This window comes from Rhizobium sp. Leaf262 (assembly GCF_001422245.1).
GTDB lineage: Bacteria > Pseudomonadota > Alphaproteobacteria > Rhizobiales > Rhizobiaceae > Agrobacterium.
In genome coordinates this window covers 348675-366694 of sequence record NZ_LMMM01000016.1, presented here as the reverse complement: position 1 = coordinate 366694, position 18020 = coordinate 348675, and the positions used below count along the sequence as shown (strand labels likewise).

Genomic DNA, 18020 nt, shown 5'->3' with positions numbered 1-18020 from the left:
CAGAGCGCAGCGACAGAAAAGCACGTTTCACGGGGTGAAAATGGGTGGAAAGCGAAACATTATCCATTATTGATGGGTGGAAATCCACCCATGCAAATATCTCTAAAGCTTCAGGGCAGCGTTTTCAGGTCTTCATCGACAACGCCATGTTTCGTCAGCGCGTGCTTCTGCATTTTTTCATAGAGTGTCTTGCGCGATATTCCGAGCGTCTCATAGACAGCTTTAAGATTGCCTTTGTGCAGAGCGATCGCTCTTGCGAGAACGGATTTTTCGAACTCTGCGACTTTAGCAGAAAGGCCTTCGACGTTTGCAGATGCGGGTTGCCCATCGGAGGCGCTGCCATCCAACCCCAGCACCAGCCGGTCAGCCGCATTCCTCAGTTCCCGCACGTTACCGGGCCAATCCTGCATGGCCAGCGTCGAGACGATATCGGAGGGGACGTCGAGATCATCCCGACCGTAACGCGCCGCTGCTTCCCGCACCAACTGCAAAAAGAGAAGCGGAATATCGGAGCGGCGCTGCACAAGTGAGGGCACATGCACGGTGGCGACATTCAGCCGATAGAGCAAATCCTGCCTGAAGCGACCCGCCAGCGCCTCCTGCGCCAGATCAGCCTTGCTGGTGGCGATGAAGCGCACATCGAGCTCCACGGTCTCGTTGGAGCCAAGGCGGGTGATCGTACGCTCTTGAAGCACACGCAACAGCTTGCCCTGCATATCGAACGGCATGGAGCCGATTTCATCCAGCAGCACGGTGCCGCCACGCGCATGTTCGAACTTGCCATAACGCGGACGAAGCGCACCGGGAAAAGCACCCGCCTCATGGCCGAACAACTCGCTTTCGATCAGATGCTGAGGCAGTGCCGCGCAATTGATGGCGACGAAGGGCCGGTCCGCACGGGCGCTGATATCGTGGAGTGCGCGGGCCACCACTTCCTTGCCTGCCCCCGTATCACCTATGATAAGCGTATCAGCATCTGCCGCACCGATGGCGCGGATGCGATAGCGCAGATCGACCATGACCTGCGTGCGGCCGGGTAGGCGTGTTTCCAGATCGTCGCGCTTACCTGCCACGGCACGCAGCCGACGGTTCTCCAGCACCAGCGAGCGGCGGTCTATCGCGCGTTTGATGATGCCTGCGAGATATTGGACGCTGAACGGCTTTTCGATGAAGTCATAGGCGCCGTTGCGCATGGCGCTGACGGCAAGCTGTACATCGCCATGGCCGGTGACCAGAATGACGGGAATTTCTGCATCCAGCTCGCGCACCTTTTGCAGCAACGTCATGCCGTCCATGCCAGGCATTCTGATATCGCTGACGATGACGCCATCGAAACTGTAGCCGATCAGTTCGAAGACATGGTCGGCATTGTCGACGGTGACGACATCCAGACCGGCAAGCTCCAGCGCCTGCGCGGTGGAAAGCCGCAAATCCTCTTCGTCATCGATCAGTAGAACACGCGAGGCAGTCATTCGGCAGCAATCTCCATCGGCGCCTGGGCGTCCAGTTCGATATCGAATCGCGCGCCGCCTTCAGGCAGGTTGGTCACGCTGAGGCGCCCGCCGAAATCCTTGACGATATTGTAAGAGATGGAGAGCCCGAGACCCAGCCCTTTGCCCACGCCTTTCGTGGAGAAGAACGGATCGAAAATCCGCTCCATGATGGCGGGCGGCACGCCGGGTCCGCGATCGCGGATCGAGAGGATGACTTTTTCGCCTTCCTGCTGTGCTGTGAGATCGATCCGGCGATCCTCCAACCCTTCCACGGCATCGGCGGCATTGGAGATGATGTTGACCAGAACCTGCTGAAGCCGTACCGGCCCAGCCTTGACGAAGAGCGGCACCGGCCCGAAATCGACCGCCAAGTGCGCATCGGCCGCCTTCAGCCGGGCATTGACGATCTCCAACGTATCGCTGACCACCGCATCCAGCGGCACAGGGCCGAGTTTTTCGTTCGGCTTGCGTGCGAAGTTGCGCAGATGCTTGCCAATGGCGGCCATGCGGTCGATCAGCGCCGAGATGCGCTTGAGATTGTCAGATGCCTCGCCCACCCGGCCACGCTCTATCAGCAAAGAGGCGCTTTCGGCGTAGGTCTTGGCCGCAGCCAGCGGCTGGTTGAACTCATGAGACAAGGCCGCCGACATTTGGCCGAGCGCGGCCAGCTTGCCAGCCTGAATCAGATCCTTCTGGGTCTTGCGCAGCCGCTTTTCGGTCTGGCGACGTTCGGCAATCTCATGCTTGATATCGCGGTTGACGCGCGCGAGATCGGCGGTGCGCTCTTCTACGCGCCGTTCCAGTTCGGCCTGCGCTTCCGCCTGATGGATCAGCCGGTCGCGCAATCGCTTACGCCGCTGCAACATGGCGGCCATCAGCGCCCCTGCAAGGCAGAGGCACAGGACGATGGCGATCATCGTGGTTTTGACCTGTGTGCGTATGGAGCCGGTGTCCATCAGCACATTGACCGTCCATCCAGCGTCGGGCATGTCCTGCGAAAGCGAAATATACTCCCGGTCCTGCTCACCCTCGCGGATGGTCATCAGATCATGATTACCGAAGGTGCTGTGGGTCACCGCAAGCTGTTGTAGATTAGCATCTGAATAGCGGCGTGAGCTCTCGGTCTTGGCAATGCGTTCGGGCGTCAGTGGCTGAATAGCGGAATAGAGCCATTCCGGCGTTCCCGTCATGAAGATGATGCCTTCCGGATCATTGACGAAGATACGGTTCTCACCATTGCCGAAGGATGCCTCGATACCTTCGATATCCACCTTGAAAACGATGACGCCCTTGATCTCGCCGTTGAAGAGAATGGGTGAGGCGAAATAATAGCCGCGCTTGTGCGACGTGGTGCCGAGCGCAAAGAATTTCGATTGCTGGCCTTTGGCGGCATCCTGAAAATAAGGGCGGTAGCTGAAATTCTGGCCGACGAAGCTGGCCGGGCCATCATAATTGCTGGCGGCAATCGTCTCGCCATCCAGTGTCATGATGTAGATATCGGAGGATTTCAGCAGATCGTTGATGGATTTCAGGTAGATATTGGCCCGCAATCGCAACGACTGATCTTGCGGGTGCGCGACAAGCTCCTCGATATCGTCATGATCGGCCATCAAGGCGGGCAGCGGTTCATAGCGGCTGAGATGCCCGCCAAGTGCCGAGACCGCCAGCCGCAGCGTGGTGCCGCCTTGGGCCGCCACTTCATCGAAATAGCTTTCGGCAACGAGATCGCTCCCCTTGGTCAAGGCGATACCGCCCAGCCCCAGGCAAACAATCACGATACCGATCCAGCGATATGTCACCAATCTCCCCCTCCACATTCCCGGGTGCAAGTCTAAGTGGAGGCGCTCGATTTTCCAAGCGGGATCGCAGTGCGAGCCCCAAAACAAAAAAGCCGACCCAAAGGCCGGCTTTTCGTAACTTAAAGAAGGCGCAAAAATTATGCGCTTTCCTTCGGCGTCAGAACCTGACGACCACGGTACATGCCTGTCTTCAGGTCGATGTGGTGTGGGCGACGCAATTCGCCGGAGTTCTTGTCTTCAACGTAGGTTGCGGACTTCAGGCCATCGGCCGAACGACGCATGCCACGCTTGGACGGGCTTGTTTTTCTCTTAGGTACTGCCATTTGTGTAACTCCACTGAAGCGGCGAAACACGGGAACCAGCCAGGACCCAGGCCGAATGTCACATGTTTCTATATCTGAATTTTGGCGCGCTTATACATGCCTCCCGGGGCTTTGACCAGCCCCGGCGTCGATTTTTTCAAGAATGTCCGAATCGCCAAGACAGGTCTTATGCGAAAGCTTTTGACACTGACTATCAGACAGGGTCGAAAACGATCAATTCCTCAAAATGCTTCATATCGCTGAATTCACAGAATGCTGGCGGGCGCATTTCCAGAACCGGAACCGCAGACCGCAGCTGCTCAAGGCTTTCATCCAGCATTCTTTGCCAGCGCGGCAGGCATCCGGGGTCGAACCAGCGCATGATATAGGCGAAGGTGATGTGGAACTCATAGGTCTCGTGGTCGGGATGGCGATAGCCGAAGACATCGGCAAAGGCATTGCGCCATTCGGCAATCGCACGGTCGTCCCCTGCCGTTGCCCCTTTCAATGTCAGGCCCAGAGGTGAGAGGCCGGAAACCTGCATGGCACAGACCGGAAGCTGCGGAAAGGCCTGAAGTTTTTCCAGATAGAAATCCGTCATCGCTTCGATGGACGTATCGTCCGGCATCTCCTTTGGCCAATAGGGCCAGGTGCGGCGATGCTCGATAATGCCCTGAAACACCGTCATGTGCAGGCTGGAGGTGGGCGTGAAGGCCAGATGGCTGTGCGCTTCCGGCATATCGAGAAGCTGCTTGCGGGTCTTGATGATCGCATATTGCGTGCGCGACCCTTCCGCCAGATGACAGACGACCGTGTTTCCCGGTTCATGCAGAAATTCGCCGTTCAGATCATACCGGGTTCCGAGATGACGCGGCGGCGCATCGTTACTGGCGGTGGAAAAGGCGGCAAGCTTTTGTGAAACGAACGGCGCGTGCATGGTGCAAAGGCTCCTTGTAAGCAAGGTAGCCTCCTACTCCCGGCACGCGACACTTCAATGACAGGGCAGCGTCAGTGCGCCTCGTCCCAGTTGGCGGCGGCACGCGCATCCACCTTCAGCGGCACCTTCACGTCGATGGCAGGCATGGCCGCATTTTCCATGATCGAGACCACGACCGGCAAAGTCTTGTCGATCTCGCCCTCTTCCACCTCGAAGATCAATTCGTCATGCACCTGCAACAGCATGCGTGCAGCAAGCTTGGCCTCTTCCAGAGCCGGTTCGATGCGGATCATGGCGCGGCGGATGATATCGGCCGCAGAGCCCTGAATGGGCGCGTTGATGGCAGCGCGTTCATTGAAGGCGCGCACCGAAGGATTGGACGACTTGATTTCCGGATAGTTGATGCGGCGACCGAAGATGGTTTCGACATAACCCTTGTCGCGCGCGATGGCCTTGGTGTTTTCCATATAGTCGCGGATGCCAGGAAAGCGCTCGAAATACTTCTTGATGTATTCGCCGGCTTCCGAGCGCCCGATGCTGAGCTGGTTGGCGAGACCAAAAGAGGAAATCCCGTAGATAATGCCGAAGTTGATGGCCTTTGCGCGGCGGCGCACTTCAGACGGCATGCCTTCGACCGGAACGCCGAACATTTCCGACGCTGTCATGGCATGAATATCGATGCCGTTTTCAAAGGCGTTTCTCAACTGCGGAATATCGGCGACATGGGCGAGAACGCGAAGCTCGATCTGGCTGTAGTCGGCAGACAGAAGCTTGTTGCCGGGCGTAGACACAAAGGCCGTACGAATCTTGCGGCCTTCTGCGGTGCGCACCGGAATGTTCTGAAGATTGGGCTCAGAGGAGGATAGGCGACCGGTGGTGGTCGATGCCAGCGAATAGGAGGTGTGGACCCGCTTCGTATCGGCATGGATATAGCCGGGAAGCGCATCCGTATAGGTGGATTTCAGCTTGGTCAGCTGGCGCCAGTCAACGATCTTGCGCGGCAGTTCGGCACCTTCGGCGGCCAGATCTTCCAGAACCTGTGCGGAGGTGGACCATTGTCCGGTCTTGGTCTTGGAACCACCTGGCAGACCCATTCTGCCAAACAGAATATCTCCCAGCTGCTTGGGCGAGCCGATGTTGAACTTTTCGCCTGCCAGCTCGTAAATCTCTTCTTCGAAGGCCGCAGCCTTTTGCGCGAGCTCGCCGGAAAGACGCGACAGGATTTGCCGGTCGACGGTGATGCCGCGCTCTTCCATGCGGGCGAGAACCGGCAGCAGCGGGCGCTCCAGCCGCTCATAGACGGCAGTCAGGCGGTCGGCCACGAGGCGCGGTTTCAGCACCATCCACAAACGCAACGTGACGTCGGCATCTTCGGCGGCATAGGCGGTTGCCTTGTCGATATCGACGAAATCGAAGGTGACGCCCGATTTGCCCGAGCCTGCGACGTCCTTATAAGCAATCGGCGTGTGGCCGAGCCAGCGTTCGGACAGGGCATCCATGCCGTGCAGGCCTTTGCCCGCTTCCAGCACATAGGACATCAGCATCGTATCATCGAAACTCTGCATGGTGATGCCGAGGCGCTTGACCAGCAGATAGTCGTATTTCAGGTTTTGTGCGACCTTGAGAACGGCGGGGTCTTCCAGAAGCGCCTTCAAGCGATCCAGCGCATCGCGTGCCGGTATCTGATCAGGAGCAAGCTTGATGCCATCGCTGAACAGATCTCCGCCCGAACCAGTCTTGTGGGAGATCGGCACGTAGGCGGCGATGATCTCCGCGCCCGTTGCATCCTTGCGGTTATTGGCAATCGCCAACGAAAAGCCGACCAGTTCGGCCTGCATCGGATCGAGCGAGGTGGTTTCCGTATCGAAGGCAACAACGCCGGTTTCCCGCGCCATGGCCACCCAGCGATCCAGCTCTTCAACCGTACGGATGGTCTGATAGGCGGTGATATCGATCTTGGCAGCGGAAAAATTGGCTTCACGGCTGGAGGAAAGCGCGGCGGGCGTGCTGCCTTCCAGTTTAGAGGCAATGGCAGAGGCGTTTTCGACAGCGCTCTCATCCAGAGGTGTGGCCTTGTCGCCTGCGGGCTCTGCCGGTGCCCCATCCAGATCGGGACCATGCGCCTGCGCGCCGCGTTCCACTGGAACATTGGCGGCATCGATGGCAGCGGCATCCGCGCCTGTGGTTTCGGCCACGCGACGCGTGAGCGTGGTGAATTCCATGGCCTTCAGGAAGGCGATGAGCTTGGGGCCATCCTGCGGCTCCAGTGTCAGTGCATCCAGCGGCAGTTCCAGTGGCACATCGGTTCTGAGCGCCACGAGCTGCCGAGAAAGGCGCGCCAGTTCCGCATTGGCAACAATGTTTTCGCGGCGCTTCTGCTGCTTGATTTCACCAGCACGTTCCAGCAGCGTATCGAGATCGCCATATTCACCCAGCAACTGCGCCGCCGTCTTCGGACCGATACCCGGAATGCCGGGAATGTTATCGGTCGAGTCGCCTGTCATGGCTTGCAGGTCGATCATCTTTTCGGGCGCAACGCCCCATTTTTCGATGACATCGGGCACGCCGATCTGCTTGTCCTTCATCGCGTCGTACATATGCACATTGGCGGTGACGAGCTGCATCAGGTCCTTGTCGGATGAGATGATCGTCACATCCGCGCCGATGGCCTCGGCCTGACGGGCGTAAGTGGCAATGATATCGTCGGCCTCAAACCCTTCCGTCTCGATGCAGGGCAGATTAAAGGCGCGGGTTGCGTGGCGGATCAGGCCGAACTGCGGCACCAGATCTTCCGGCGGCGCCGAACGATTGGCCTTGTAGAGATCGTAAAGCTCATTGCGGAAGGTTTTCGAAGAATAGTCGAAAATCACCGCAAAATGCGTGGGCGTCACGCCGACATCGGTGTTGCGCGCATCCTTCAGCAGCTTCCACAACATGTTGCAGAAACCGGATACGGCATTGACCGGCAATCCATCCGATTTGCGGTTGAGCGCGGGAATGGCATGGAACGCCCGGAAGATGAAACCGGAGCCGTCTACGAGGAAGAGGTGATCGCCTTTTTTCATGGGAAGCATGGATAGCGCGGGCCTGTGTTGGCGTCCATAGAAAGTTCTTGAGGTATCGGACCAACCCACTGTTTCCGGGACACGCTACGCCGGGTTCAAACCTCACCATAACGTTACAAATTTGTAATCCGGGCTTCCCTTGAAAAGCCGCATTTGCAGCCTCATTTCTTGGAGGACGGCGACTGATCACGCCGTGTCTGATTGCAGGCTCGTCCCCCGCCGCATCAGACCGGACAAAGGCCTATCCCCCTCTCCGGGCCTTTGTCCTTCAATATAAACGCCATGGCCGTCCCCTCCCGGCCATGGCGTTTTTTTATGGTGCGTCGTCAAGCGCATGAACGCATGTTTCACGAAAGCCTGCTCACCTAAATAGCGTGATATATAACTGCAGCATCGCTGCATGTTTAGGATGGGACATGCGTTTTTCAAGAAACGACTCGGCGACCTATCTCGCCGCTCAACTGGCGAAGACCTTTTCGAAGGCGTTGAACAAACGCGCGGCTGCCCTGGGCTTTTCGCAAGGGCAGTTTCCCATATTGCTGGAATTGTGGAACGAGGATGGGTTGACGCAACGGCAGCTTCTCGACCGGGTCGACGTGGAGCAGGCGACGCTTGCCAACACATTGGCCCGCATGGAGCGAGACGGCCTCATCGTGCGAAAGCCCCACCCGCGAGACCGCCGCGCCCAGGTCATCGAGCTGACTGAAAGGGGAAGGGAGCTGGAATTGCAGGCCATTTCCGCGTCCAGAGCCACGGACGAGACCGTGCTGGCGGGGCTGTTGCGTTTCGAGCGGCAGTTGCTGCTGGAATATATGGGACGCGCCATCGAAGCCGGGAAGGTTTCGGATTCCAATGCATGAGGCTAATTTTCCAGCTCGATACCGGTGCCGCTTTGCTCTATCCTTGTCAGATCTTTGCATGACAGGATCGCGTAATGACAGATATTTCCCCCGTTCTCTCGGCGGTTGACGACAATCTCAATGCCAGCCTCGACAGGCTTTTCGAGCTCGTCCGCGTCAAATCGATTTCGACTGACCCCGCTTACAAGGCTGAGTGCCGCAAGGCGGCCGAATGGCTGGTTCGCGACTTGACCGCCATAGGGTTCAACGCGTCCATACGCGACACGGCGGGCCATCCCATGGTCGTCGCACACCATGATGCACCAACCGCCGATGCGCCGCATGTGCTGTTTTACGGACATTACGACGTTCAGCCTGTCGATCCCATCTCCCTGTGGGAGAACGACCCGTTCGATCCGGCATTGAAGGACATAGGCGAGGGCCGTCAGGTCATTACAGGCAGAGGCACATCTGACGACAAGGGTCAGCTGATGACCTTCGTCGAAGCCTGCCGGGCATACAAGCAGGTGCATGGTTCCCTGCCGCTGCGCATCACGATCCTGTTCGAGGGCGAAGAGGAATCGGGCTCGCCATCGCTTAAGCCATTCCTCGATGCCAATGCGGAAGAGCTGAAGGCGGACTATGCGCTGGTATGCGATACAAGTATGTGGGACCGCGAAACGCCGGCCATCGCTGCGGCACTGCGCGGCCTTGTGGGCGAGGAGATTGTGATCACCGGCGCAGACCGCGATCTTCATTCGGGTCTTTTCGGCGGGGCGGCTGCTAACCCCATACATATTCTGAGCGGCATTCTTGCCGGTCTTCACGATGAGACCGGACGTGTAACACTGCCTGGCTTTTATGACGGCGTTGAAGAGACACCCTCCAACATCAAGGCGTCTTGGGAAAGTCTCGGGCGGACAGCGGAAAGTTTTCTGGGAGATGTCGGGCTGTCGGTACCGTCAGGCGAGAAAGGCCGTTCTGTTCTTGAGCTGACATGGGCGCGCCCGACTGCCGAAGTCAACGGCATCACAGGCGGCTATACAGGCGAAGGCTTCAAGACGGTCATCGCGGCCAAGGCCTCGGCCAAGATTTCCTTCCGTCTGGTGGGCAAGCAGGATCCAGCTGCTGTTCGCGAGAGCTTCCGCGCCTATGTCCGCTCGAAAATTCCCGCCGATTGTGCGGTCGAATTCCATGAGCACGGCGGTTCGCCAGCTATTCAGCTTTCTTACGATTCGCCTGCCTTGACGAAGGCAAAAAGCGCCTTGTCCGACGAATGGGCAAAGCAGGCCGTGGTCATCGGGATGGGCGGGTCGATCCCGATTGTCGGTGATTTCCAGAACCTGCTGGGCATGGACTCGCTCATGATCGGTTTCGGTTTGACCGACGACCGAATTCACTCACCGAACGAAAAATATGACCTGCAGTCGTTCCACAAGGGTATTCGCTCTTGGGTCAGAATATTGGAAGCGCTAAGCGTCAGATAAAAAGATGGCGCTGCCCTTATCTAAGGGCGGCGCCATGGTTGACGAAAGGCCCGAAAAAGCAAAAAGGCCGGGCAAGCCCGACCTTTCCTTCCGTTTCAGCTGCAGTGCCAGTACATCCGTGGTCAAAGCGCTTAAAACGGTCTGGTATTCCAGCACGGCGCCAGTGTTTTGCTGTCGCACGTGTCTTCCGAAACATGATTGCTCTGCTTTGGTTAATCTTTGGTTAACGCACAAGCCGCAAACACGCGGTTGATTTCCAAATTCGGAAGTTGCTGAAATACCGCTGAACCCTATATCGGAAACAACTACGGCAATTTCAAGGGAGTGGCGGAATAAATCATAAATGCCCGTCGCTGGTCGCTATCGACACTCTTACGCGATCAGTCCGAAACAGAAAAAGGCCAGGGTGACCTGGCCTTTCCGTGCACCGTATCGGCAAAGGCCGACGGAAGCTCTAATTAGGCAGCAACGATGCTGTCTGCAGACATCTTGCCAGAACGACGGTCCTGAACCAGTTCGTAGGTGATCTTCTGACCATCCTTGAGGCCGTTGAGGCCAGCGCGCTCAACTGCAGAGATGTGTACGAACACGTCCTGTGCGCCGTCGTCAGGCTGAATGAAGCCGTAGCCCTTGGTTGCGTTGAACCACTTTACTGTACCAGTCGCCATAACGATGTTCCTTCCGTTGGCAAATTACGTTTGCACCGAAATTCAGTGCGGATGTTCTCGAATTTGAAGGAAAGATCGTCGTATGCGTCTATGAAAACGCCGAAGCTCTGGTCGTCAAACAAATATCGATGGCGAAACACCTAAGATGGTGATGCGGATAAGTCAAGTTTGTTTGATGAAAAGGCGAGATGCGAAAGCCGGATTTTTCAGTGTGCGCTGCACACGAAAAGGGTTGATCTCAGATAGTTAGGGCAAAGTCTGAAAGCAAAAACCCGGCGCGGGAGGAGGTGCGCCGGGTTCTTGAAACTGACTGACAACTGGGAGGAGGAGTGTTGTCAGTCCAATCGGGCGACGCTGGGAGGAGGAGTGCGTCGCTTCGATGATTTGAAAATACACCGATTCCGTATGAAAAACAGAGCTGACATTGCACCGCAGCATTGCATTGAGCGCATATCTCATCGAAAATACTTGTCCATTCTGGCGTCATCGCCTAAAGATTACGCATGAGCCTCCATTCTGTCATAGAATATTTCGCTGTCCATGCACCTGAGATTTCGGTGATAGAGACGCCTGAAAGCTCCGCCACCGTCGATTTGGCTGCGCAGGCGCACGGTGTCGACCCCGATCAGATTGCGAAGACCATTTGCCTCAAAGCGGGTGATCGCATCCTTCTCGTTGTTACAGCGGGAACGAAGCGGCTGGACAATCGCAAGTTCAAAGACCGTTTCGGCGTCAAGCCGCGAATGCTTGGTTCCGAGGATGTCGTGGCAATGACAAGCCATCCCATAGGCGGCGTATGTCCCTTCGGTTTGCCCGATCCCTTGCCGGTCTTCTGCGACATTTCCCTGAAACAGCATTCCGAAGTGCTGCCCGCCGCAGGTGCGACCAACGCCGCCGTTCGCATAGCGCCAGACCACATTGCGGCGCTGACCGGGGCCGAATGGGTCGACGTCTGCCAGTGACGGCAACGTGAAGAGACCTCTTCCTTAACCCCACCTTAAATCGCCGCATTTAAGCTCCATCGGGAAGAAACGTCGATCAGGAGCCGCACGTAGCGCCGCCAAAATATCATGGAGCGATTTCCCGCAGATGGCAGGTAGTGGCAAGTCACGCCAACGCGTAGAACCTTCTTTCGGAGATTTTCACGAATCCGGCGATGACCTGCGCCTGAATGAGACGGACCGAATCAACGGCACCAGGGGCAGCGGTAAAAAGAAAGACGATTTCGAGCCCGAGAGACCGCAGAAGCGGGATCGCAAGACGAAAACGCAAAAGCCGGTTCGCAACACGCGCAGCGAAACTGGCGTCGGCATCATGGGTTTCATCCGCCGTTGCTTCTATTGGTGCATCGTCCTGGGCATATGGGGCGGAATAGCCGTTGCAGGCGTCGTCTTCTATTACGGCACGCGCATGCCCAGTGCCAGCACATGGTCCATTCCCGAACGACCGCCAAATCTGAAAATCGTTGCCGTTGACGGTTCGGTCCTTGCCAATCGCGGCACCACCGGTGGCGAAGCTCTATCGCTTGAGGACATGTCGCCTTATCTGCCGCAGGCTGTGATCGCCATCGAAGACCGGCGCTTTTATTCGCATTTCGGCATCGATCCCCTAGGCCTTGCCCGCGCGATCGTCACCAACGTCGTCAGCGGTCGTACGCTTCAGGGTGGCTCCACCTTGACACAGCAGCTCGCCAAGAACCTGTTTTTGTCCCCGGACCGGACTATCGAGCGCAAGATTCAGGAAGTGTTGCTGTCCTTCTGGCTGGAGCAGAAATACACCAAAGACCAGATTCTGGCGATGTATCTCAACCGCGTCTATTTCGGATCCAATGCCTATGGCGTCGAGGCGGCATCGCGTCGCTACTTCAACAAGTCGGCGCGTGACGTCAATCTGGGTGAAGCCGCACTTCTCGCCGGCTTGTTGAAGGCCCCGTCACGCCTGTCTCCGGCGCGTGATCCCCAGGCGGCAGAAGAGCGTGCGCAGGTGGTTCTTCAGTCGATGCGCGATGTCGGATTCATCACGGAAGACGAGATCAAGACCGCCATGTCGCAGCCGCCGACGAAGGCAAAGCGCTTCTGGTCAGGCGCTGAACACTATGCAGCCGACATGGTGCTGGACGAGGTGCGAGGATTGATCGGCGATGTCAAACAGGATCTCGTCGTCGATACCACCATCGATCTCGATCTGGAGAAAGAGGCGGAAAAAGCGCTTTCGGATGTGTTGAAGGGCGAAGGCCGCAAGCAGGGTGCCTCGCAGGCAGCGCTGGCTTCCATCGATGGAACGGGTGCGATTCGTGCCGTCGTGGGTGGTGCGGACTACGCGCAAAGCCAGTTCAATCGTGCCTCGAAGGCTAAAAGACAGCCTGGCTCGGCATTCAAGCCATTCGTTTATATCGCCGCGCTTGAAAATGGTTTGACACCGAATTCCATCCGCAATGACGCACCGGTCAAAATCGGCAAATGGACTCCTGAAAACTACGACCAGAAATATCGCGGCGAGGTGACGCTGGCGACGGCGCTTGCCAATTCGCTCAATACGATAGCAGCGCAACTCGTCATGGAGGTCGGGCCGGACCGCGTCACGCAGGTCGCCCATCGCATGGGCATCGAGTCCGATCTCCAGGCCAATGCGTCGATCGCGCTCGGAACGTCTGAAGTCTCGCTTCTCGAACTCACCTCGGCCTATGCGCCGATGATGAATGGTGGCTTCAAGGCAACGCCTCACATCGTCAAGCGGATCACCGATGCTGACGGCAAGGTCCTTTACGAAAACAAATACGACAATCCGCCACGCGTATTGAGCGAAGGTATTGCCGCCACCATGAACAGCATGTTGACTGGCGTCATCAACGAGGGCACCGGCAAGGCTGCGCGACTCAAGGGATGGCAGGCGGCAGGTAAGTCCGGAACGACGCAATCCTTCCGCGATGCTCTGTTCGTCGGCTATACCAGCACGCTTACCACGGGCGTCTGGTTCGGCAATGATGACGGCACGTCGATGAAGAAAGTCACTGGCGGCGGATTGCCTGCCAAGGCGTGGAAGGAATTCATGACGGCGGCCCATTCCGGCTTGAGCCCGTCTCCACTCTTCGGACTGGGTGCCTATGGCGCACCTGATGCCGGCCAGCCCATGGCATCCGCCCCCGCGGCTCCGCCGCAGTCGATCGGCGATATCATATCAAATGCATTGGGCGGCGGGTCCGCGCCCGTCCCGCCGGATTATCCGGCAGCGCCCGTCGGTCATGACCAGACGGCGTCCACACCTGCCTATCCACCGGTCGACGCGCCGTCCCAGCAATTTCCCCGCCAGCAATATGGTGGTGGTGACGGCGGCCCCGTTCCACCGGCGGATATAGGCGGCGGTCCACAGCCGCGACAGGCAGCGCCCAAGCAGACAACCCTCTTCGATATATTGATGGGCAATTGATCCTGAGTGCATCGTGCCGTCCGCGCAAGAAAAAGCCCGGTCAGGCCGGGCTTTTCTCTATCAGTTGATGACCTCAGGAGCTGCATTCGGATCTGGCAATGGTGCCGGATTGGCCGAAAGCGAGCGCAGATAAGCGATCAGGTCTGCGCGTTCCGTTTCCTTCTTGATACCGGCAAAGCCCATGGCTGTGCCTGGAACATGCTTCTTGGGGGCCTCGATGAAGTAGCTGAGATGGTCGTAATCCCACTTCACCGTACCGCCCTTGGAGAAATCCTTCATGCCTGCGGAATAGCTGAAGCCTTCGTGGCTGGCGATAGGGCGGTTGACGACGTCGAAGAGATTCGGGCCGACTTTATTGGGGCCGCCGCTCTCCCCGGTGTGACAGCTCGTGCATTTTTTAAAGACAGTTTCGCCCTTTGCGGCATCTGCACTCGCCAAAAGCTTGGCAATCGGCGTGGCCGGAGCTTCCGCTGCGCCGCCTGCACTGTCTGCACCGCTGGTCTCCGCAACAATGGCGTAACCTTCCTTTTCGGGGGCTGGCGCGTGGAAAATTCCTTCCGACGCGATAGACACCGACATCAGGACGAAAATCGTGCCCAAAAGGGCACCGACCGCCATGTTAACCTGTGAATTCATTGATCTGCGCTCCCTCACAACCGTTCGCATCAAACGGACATCTTGAAATTGCTCGAAAGCTATGGCTTTTGCACAGCCTGCGCAACTTGAATATGCTCCCCGCACCGTGACGTATTGCCACTTTTATTGCGGGATTTGAAGGGTGTTGGATGAATAATCGGTATTTCGAAAAGGCTGTTGTGCTGATTCCGGCACGAATGGCCTCCACCCGCCTGCCCGGCAAGCCCTTAGCGGATATTTGCGGCCAGCCTATGATTGTTCAGGTTGCAATGCGTGCGCGGGAAGCAGGTGCCGAGCGTATCGTGGTCGCCGTCGATGACCAACGTGTGTTCGATGCGGTCAAGAATGCCGGTTTTGATGTGACGATGACGCGTGATGACCATCAGTCCGGGTCCGATCGTATCTACGAAGCCCTTCAGAAAGCTGACCCAGCCGGCAACGCTGAATTCGTCATAAACGTGCAGGGCGATTTGCCAACGATAGAGCCGGACACGATCCGCGCCTCGTTGCGGCCTATGGAAAATGCACAGACCGACATTGCCACCCTGACGGTGGAAATCACCGATGAAGACGAGAAGACCAACCCCAGCATCGTCAAGATCGTCGGCAGCCCGATTTCCGAGAAAAGGTTGCGCGCGCTGTATTTCACCCGCGCCACCGCACCCTATGGAAAGGGTCCGCTCTATCACCACATCGGACTTTATACATACCGCCGCGCAGCACTTGAAAAATTCGTCTCGCTCAAACCTTCGACGCTCGAACTGCGCGAAAGCCTTGAACAGTTGCGGGCGCTTGAGGCGGGGATGCGTATCGACGCCGAAATCGTAAACTCGATTCCATTGGGCGTCGATACACAGGCGCAACTCGACAAAGCACGCGAAATCCTCGCAGGCAGATAAATGAATGGCGATAACATGAGCAGCAACCGCATTGCCTTCCAGGGCGACTTTGGCGCAAATTCCGACATGGCGTGCCGGGACGTATTTCCAGACATGGAGCCCCTGCCATGTCCGACATTCGAAGACGCGTTCAACGCGCTTGAAAATGGCGATGCCGGGCTTGCGATGATTCCCATCGAAAATACTCTGGCCGGTCGTGTTGCCGACATCCACCATCTTTTGCCCGAATCGCGCCTGCACATCATCGGTGAGTATTTCATGCCGATCCGTTTCCAGTTGATGGTGCTGCCCGGTGTGGAAAAAAGCGAGATCAAGACGGTCCACAGCCACATCCATGCGTTGGGTCAATGCCGCAAGATCATCCGCTCCAATGGCTGGAAGCCTGTCGTTGCCGGCGATACGGCGGGCGCAGCGAAGCTGGTTGCGGAACTCGGCGACCGCAGCATGGCGGCGCTTGCACCCCGCCTTGCATCCGAACTTTACGGCCTCGATATTCTTGCCGAAAACGTCGAGGATTCGGAAAACAACGTGACCCGTTTCGTCGTGCTGTCCCGGGATGAGGATTGGGCGAAACGGACGGCGCTGGACGAAGTGATCGTCACCACTTTCGTTTTCAACGTTCGCAACATTCCCGCAGCGCTTTACAAAGCCATGGGCGGCTTTGCCACAAATGGCATCAACATGACCAAGCTGGAAAGCTACCAGCTCGGCGGCAAGTTCGTGGCGACGCAGTTCTATGCCGATATTGAAGGCCATCCCGATGACGAATCGGTGCGGCATGCTCTGGACGAGTTGCGCTTCTTTTCGGAGAAGGTGCGCATTCTCGGCGTCTATAAGGGTCACGCGATGCGCCGCAAGCTCAACTTCGTCTGAGATTGCCCTCCGCGTCTATCGAGCGCTATCCCAGTCGATCCAGTCGCGCATCAGGCGATGCGCGATCGCGCCACGGGGCGGTGGTGATCGTCCGTCGGCAGAGGTCATATCCAGCAGCCGTGCCACCTCTTCGCGGTCGAACCAGCGGCAGTCCTCGAGTTCCGCCTCGTCACGCGTGATGTCGCGGGTCAAAGCCGCGGCGTAGCAGCCGATCATCAACGTGTGCGGCATGGGCCAGGGCTGCGAGGCATGATAGCGGACACGCCCGACTTCGATATTGGCTTCTTCATGCGTTTCGCGACGGACGGCGTTCTCTATCGTTTCACCGGGTTCTACGAAGCCTGCAAGGCAGGAATACATGCCCGGTGCAAAGTGCGCCCCGCGGCCCAGCAGACACAGTTCCCGCTCCAGATCGATGGTCAACATAATGACGACGGGATCGGTGCGCGGGAAGATTGTATGTGAGCAGGCTGCGCAAATGCGTTTATAACCGCCGATTCTCAGCTCCATCATGCTGCCGCACCGACCGCAGAACCGGTTGTCACCATTCCAATTGATCAGCGCCACGGCCTGCGCGACTTCACCCAGCAACTCATCGCCGATCAGCTGATCGCGATAAAGCGTTCTGGCATCGACAGGCTTGTAATGGCTTGCCAGCGCATCTTCTGGAATGTTGACCGGTACCGCGACCCGCGGTTCCCCGTTTTCCTTGTGGCCTAGCAGTATGGCCTTTTCGAAATCCGGATCGAGTTCCGCCAGCTCGTAAACTGAAAACAGCGGGTCGAGCACCCGATCGTCGTGTTTGAGAATGAGTTTGTTGCCTGCAAATGCCAGCAGATGCGTTCCTTCGAACTTCAGTGCATCGAGAACGCAGTTTTCTGTGCGTTTTTCGGCCAGACGGTCCAGATTGTTTTGCGCAAAGGCGGTAAGGGTGCTGGGTTCAGGGTGAGGGGAATTGCTGTCGAAGATGCTTGTCGATGTCATCAGAGTGCGCCGGCCAGTTTTTTCATGAAGTCATGTCTGTCGTTGTCCGAATAGGGAATCGCGGTGCCTTGCCCCCATATCGGACCCGGCCAGGAGGGATCGCCTTCGTTTCTGGCGATGACGTGAACATGGAGTTGCCGCACGATGTTGCCAAGGGCACCGACATTTATTTTCGTCGCACCCGTCAGCTCTTTCAAGGCAGATGCTACCTGATTGGTTTCGAAGGTCAGCATCGTCTGGTCGAGCGGCGTCAGTTCGAACAACTCGATCTTATCGTTTCGCTGGGGCACCAGAACCAGCCAGGGCCAGCGGCGATCATTCTGAAGTCGCAATTGGCACAGACCCAGCTTGGTAATCAGGGCGCTGTCTCGCGCCAGTCTTTCGTCAAGCCGGAATGTCTCCAAGGCGTCCTCCCAATTTGTTTTTCTCCTGATAGCAGTTTTTTGAAGGCTTGGCTTGCATTTGCTTTTATTATTGCCGATATGTGCCTTCGGGAGGTTGGTGGTGGACGAGCCACTCGCCAACCGGGTCAGGTCCGGAAGGAAGCAGCCCTAACGAGCCAGGCACGGGTCGCCGTGCCAGCCTCCCACCTTTTCTTTTTGAAGACGTGCT

15 protein-coding genes and 1 other RNA gene are annotated in these 18020 nt (G+C 57.4%); 7 read left to right on the top strand and 9 right to left on the bottom strand.

Going from position 1 to position 18020, the window contains the following annotated elements; translation table 11 throughout:
• Positions 1 to 110 precede the first annotated feature (110 nt).
• From ASF29_RS15955 to polA, 5 genes are all read right to left on the bottom strand, one after another.
• Positions 111 to 1472 carry a sigma-54 dependent transcriptional regulator gene (locus tag ASF29_RS15955; RefSeq protein WP_062451624.1) on the bottom strand — a complete coding sequence of 454 codons (1362 nt, stop codon included), beginning with the start codon at positions 1470 to 1472 and terminating at the stop codon, positions 111 to 113.
• Positions 1469 to 3292 carry a sensor histidine kinase gene (locus ASF29_RS15950; RefSeq protein ID WP_062451707.1) on the bottom strand — a complete coding sequence of 608 codons (1824 nt, stop codon included), beginning with the start codon at positions 3290 to 3292 and terminating at the stop codon, positions 1469 to 1471. Before ASF29_RS15950 ends, ASF29_RS15955 begins: the two co-directional genes overlap by 4 nt.
• Before the next feature lie 137 nt (positions 3293 to 3429).
• Complete coding sequence (rpmF, locus tag ASF29_RS15945; protein WP_003507205.1) at positions 3430 to 3615, bottom strand: 50S ribosomal protein L32; 186 nt, start codon at positions 3613 to 3615, stop codon at positions 3430 to 3432.
• Positions 3616 to 3808: 193 nt separating this feature from the next.
• Entirely contained in the window at positions 3809 to 4531 is a 723-nt protein-coding gene (locus tag ASF29_RS15940; RefSeq protein ID WP_062451623.1) for a DUF1868 domain-containing protein, read from the bottom strand.
• A gap of 71 nt (positions 4532 to 4602) precedes the next feature.
• Positions 4603 to 7596 (bottom strand): DNA polymerase I, encoded by a 2994-nt coding sequence (gene polA, locus ASF29_RS15935; protein ID WP_062451706.1) that lies wholly within the window; start codon positions 7594 to 7596, stop codon positions 4603 to 4605.
• 416 nt (positions 7597 to 8012) lie between these two features.
• Here polA and ASF29_RS15930 point away from each other — a divergent pair, with 416 nt between their 5' ends.
• Positions 8013 to 8456, top strand: a complete 444-nt coding sequence (locus ASF29_RS15930; protein ID WP_062451622.1) for a MarR family transcriptional regulator — start codon at positions 8013 to 8015, stop codon at positions 8454 to 8456.
• Positions 8457 to 8530: 74 nt separating this feature from the next.
• On the top strand, positions 8531 to 9922 hold the full coding sequence (locus tag ASF29_RS15925; protein WP_062451621.1) for a M20/M25/M40 family metallo-hydrolase: 1392 nt from the start codon (positions 8531 to 8533) through the stop codon (positions 9920 to 9922).
• 458 nt (positions 9923 to 10380) lie between these two features.
• Here ASF29_RS15925 and ASF29_RS15915 read toward each other — a convergent pair whose 3' ends face one another.
• Positions 10381 to 10590, bottom strand: a complete 210-nt coding sequence (locus ASF29_RS15915) for a cold-shock protein (RefSeq protein WP_045230211.1) — start codon at positions 10588 to 10590, stop codon at positions 10381 to 10383.
• 503 nt (positions 10591 to 11093) lie between these two features.
• Here ASF29_RS15915 and ASF29_RS15910 point away from each other — a divergent pair.
• Positions 11094 to 11552, top strand: coding sequence for a YbaK/EbsC family protein (locus ASF29_RS15910; protein ID WP_062451619.1), 459 nt, complete (start codon positions 11094 to 11096; stop codon positions 11550 to 11552).
• A 127-nt stretch (positions 11553 to 11679) separates the two neighbouring features.
• Complete coding sequence (locus ASF29_RS15905; protein ID WP_062451618.1) at positions 11680 to 14016, top strand: transglycosylase domain-containing protein; 2337 nt, start codon at positions 11680 to 11682, stop codon at positions 14014 to 14016.
• A 60-nt stretch (positions 14017 to 14076) separates the two neighbouring features.
• Here the strand turns inward: ASF29_RS15905 and ASF29_RS15900 are convergent, their stop codons facing one another.
• Positions 14077 to 14652, bottom strand: coding sequence for a cytochrome c family protein (locus ASF29_RS15900; RefSeq protein WP_062451617.1), 576 nt, complete (start codon positions 14650 to 14652; stop codon positions 14077 to 14079).
• Between the two features lie 149 nt (positions 14653 to 14801).
• Here ASF29_RS15900 and ASF29_RS15895 point away from each other — a divergent pair, with 149 nt between their 5' ends.
• Together ASF29_RS15895 and ASF29_RS15890 are read left to right on the top strand one after the other, a co-directional pair.
• Positions 14802 to 15551 (top strand): 3-deoxy-manno-octulosonate cytidylyltransferase, encoded by a 750-nt coding sequence (locus ASF29_RS15895; RefSeq protein WP_062451616.1) that lies wholly within the window; start codon positions 14802 to 14804, stop codon positions 15549 to 15551.
• Positions 15552 to 16424 (top strand): prephenate dehydratase, encoded by an 873-nt coding sequence (locus tag ASF29_RS15890; RefSeq protein WP_062451615.1) that lies wholly within the window; start codon positions 15552 to 15554, stop codon positions 16422 to 16424.
• 15 nt (positions 16425 to 16439) lie between these two features.
• Here the strand turns inward: ASF29_RS15890 and nudC are convergent, their stop codons facing one another.
• Both nudC and ASF29_RS15880 read right to left on the bottom strand, forming a co-directional pair.
• Entirely contained in the window at positions 16440 to 17408 is a 969-nt protein-coding gene (gene nudC / locus ASF29_RS15885; protein WP_062451614.1) for an NAD(+) diphosphatase, read from the bottom strand.
• Positions 17408 to 17812 (bottom strand): HIT family protein, encoded by a 405-nt coding sequence (locus ASF29_RS15880; RefSeq protein ID WP_062451613.1) that lies wholly within the window; start codon positions 17810 to 17812, stop codon positions 17408 to 17410. The genes nudC and ASF29_RS15880 overlap by 1 nt, the downstream gene beginning before the upstream one ends.
• 89 nt (positions 17813 to 17901) lie before the next feature.
• Here ASF29_RS15880 and ffs point away from each other — a divergent pair.
• Positions 17902 to 17998: signal recognition particle sRNA small type (ffs, locus tag ASF29_RS15875), an RNA gene on the top strand.
• The last annotated feature ends 22 nt before the right edge of the window (positions 17999 to 18020 follow it).

What these genes read in the sequence shown, in the direction of transcription:
- ASF29_RS15955 (WP_062451624.1), bottom strand. Translation starts at nt 1,472, where the DNA reads ATGACTGCCTCGCGTGTTCTACTGATCGATGACGAAGAGGATTTGCGG.
- rpmF (WP_003507205.1), bottom strand. Translation starts at nt 3,615, where the DNA reads ATGGCAGTACCTAAGAGAAAAACAAGCCCGTCCAAGCGTGGCATGCGT.
- ASF29_RS15940 (WP_062451623.1), bottom strand. Translation starts at nt 4,531, where the DNA reads ATGCACGCGCCGTTCGTTTCACAAAAGCTTGCCGCCTTTTCCACCGCC.
- polA (WP_062451706.1), bottom strand. Translation starts at nt 7,596, where the DNA reads ATGAAAAAAGGCGATCACCTCTTCCTCGTAGACGGCTCCGGTTTCATC.
- ASF29_RS15930 (WP_062451622.1), top strand. Translation starts at nt 8,013, where the DNA reads ATGCGTTTTTCAAGAAACGACTCGGCGACCTATCTCGCCGCTCAACTG.
- ASF29_RS15925 (WP_062451621.1), top strand. Translation starts at nt 8,531, where the DNA reads ATGACAGATATTTCCCCCGTTCTCTCGGCGGTTGACGACAATCTCAAT.
- ASF29_RS15915 (WP_045230211.1), bottom strand. Translation starts at nt 10,590, where the DNA reads ATGGCGACTGGTACAGTAAAGTGGTTCAACGCAACCAAGGGCTACGGC.
- ASF29_RS15910 (WP_062451619.1), top strand. Translation starts at nt 11,094, where the DNA reads ATGAGCCTCCATTCTGTCATAGAATATTTCGCTGTCCATGCACCTGAG.
- ASF29_RS15905 (WP_062451618.1), top strand. Translation starts at nt 11,680, where the DNA reads ATGGCAGGTAGTGGCAAGTCACGCCAACGCGTAGAACCTTCTTTCGGA.
- ASF29_RS15900 (WP_062451617.1), bottom strand. Translation starts at nt 14,652, where the DNA reads ATGAATTCACAGGTTAACATGGCGGTCGGTGCCCTTTTGGGCACGATT.
- ASF29_RS15895 (WP_062451616.1), top strand. Translation starts at nt 14,802, where the DNA reads ATGAATAATCGGTATTTCGAAAAGGCTGTTGTGCTGATTCCGGCACGA.
- ASF29_RS15890 (WP_062451615.1), top strand. Translation starts at nt 15,552, where the DNA reads ATGAATGGCGATAACATGAGCAGCAACCGCATTGCCTTCCAGGGCGAC.
- nudC (WP_062451614.1), bottom strand. Translation starts at nt 17,408, where the DNA reads ATGACATCGACAAGCATCTTCGACAGCAATTCCCCTCACCCTGAACCC.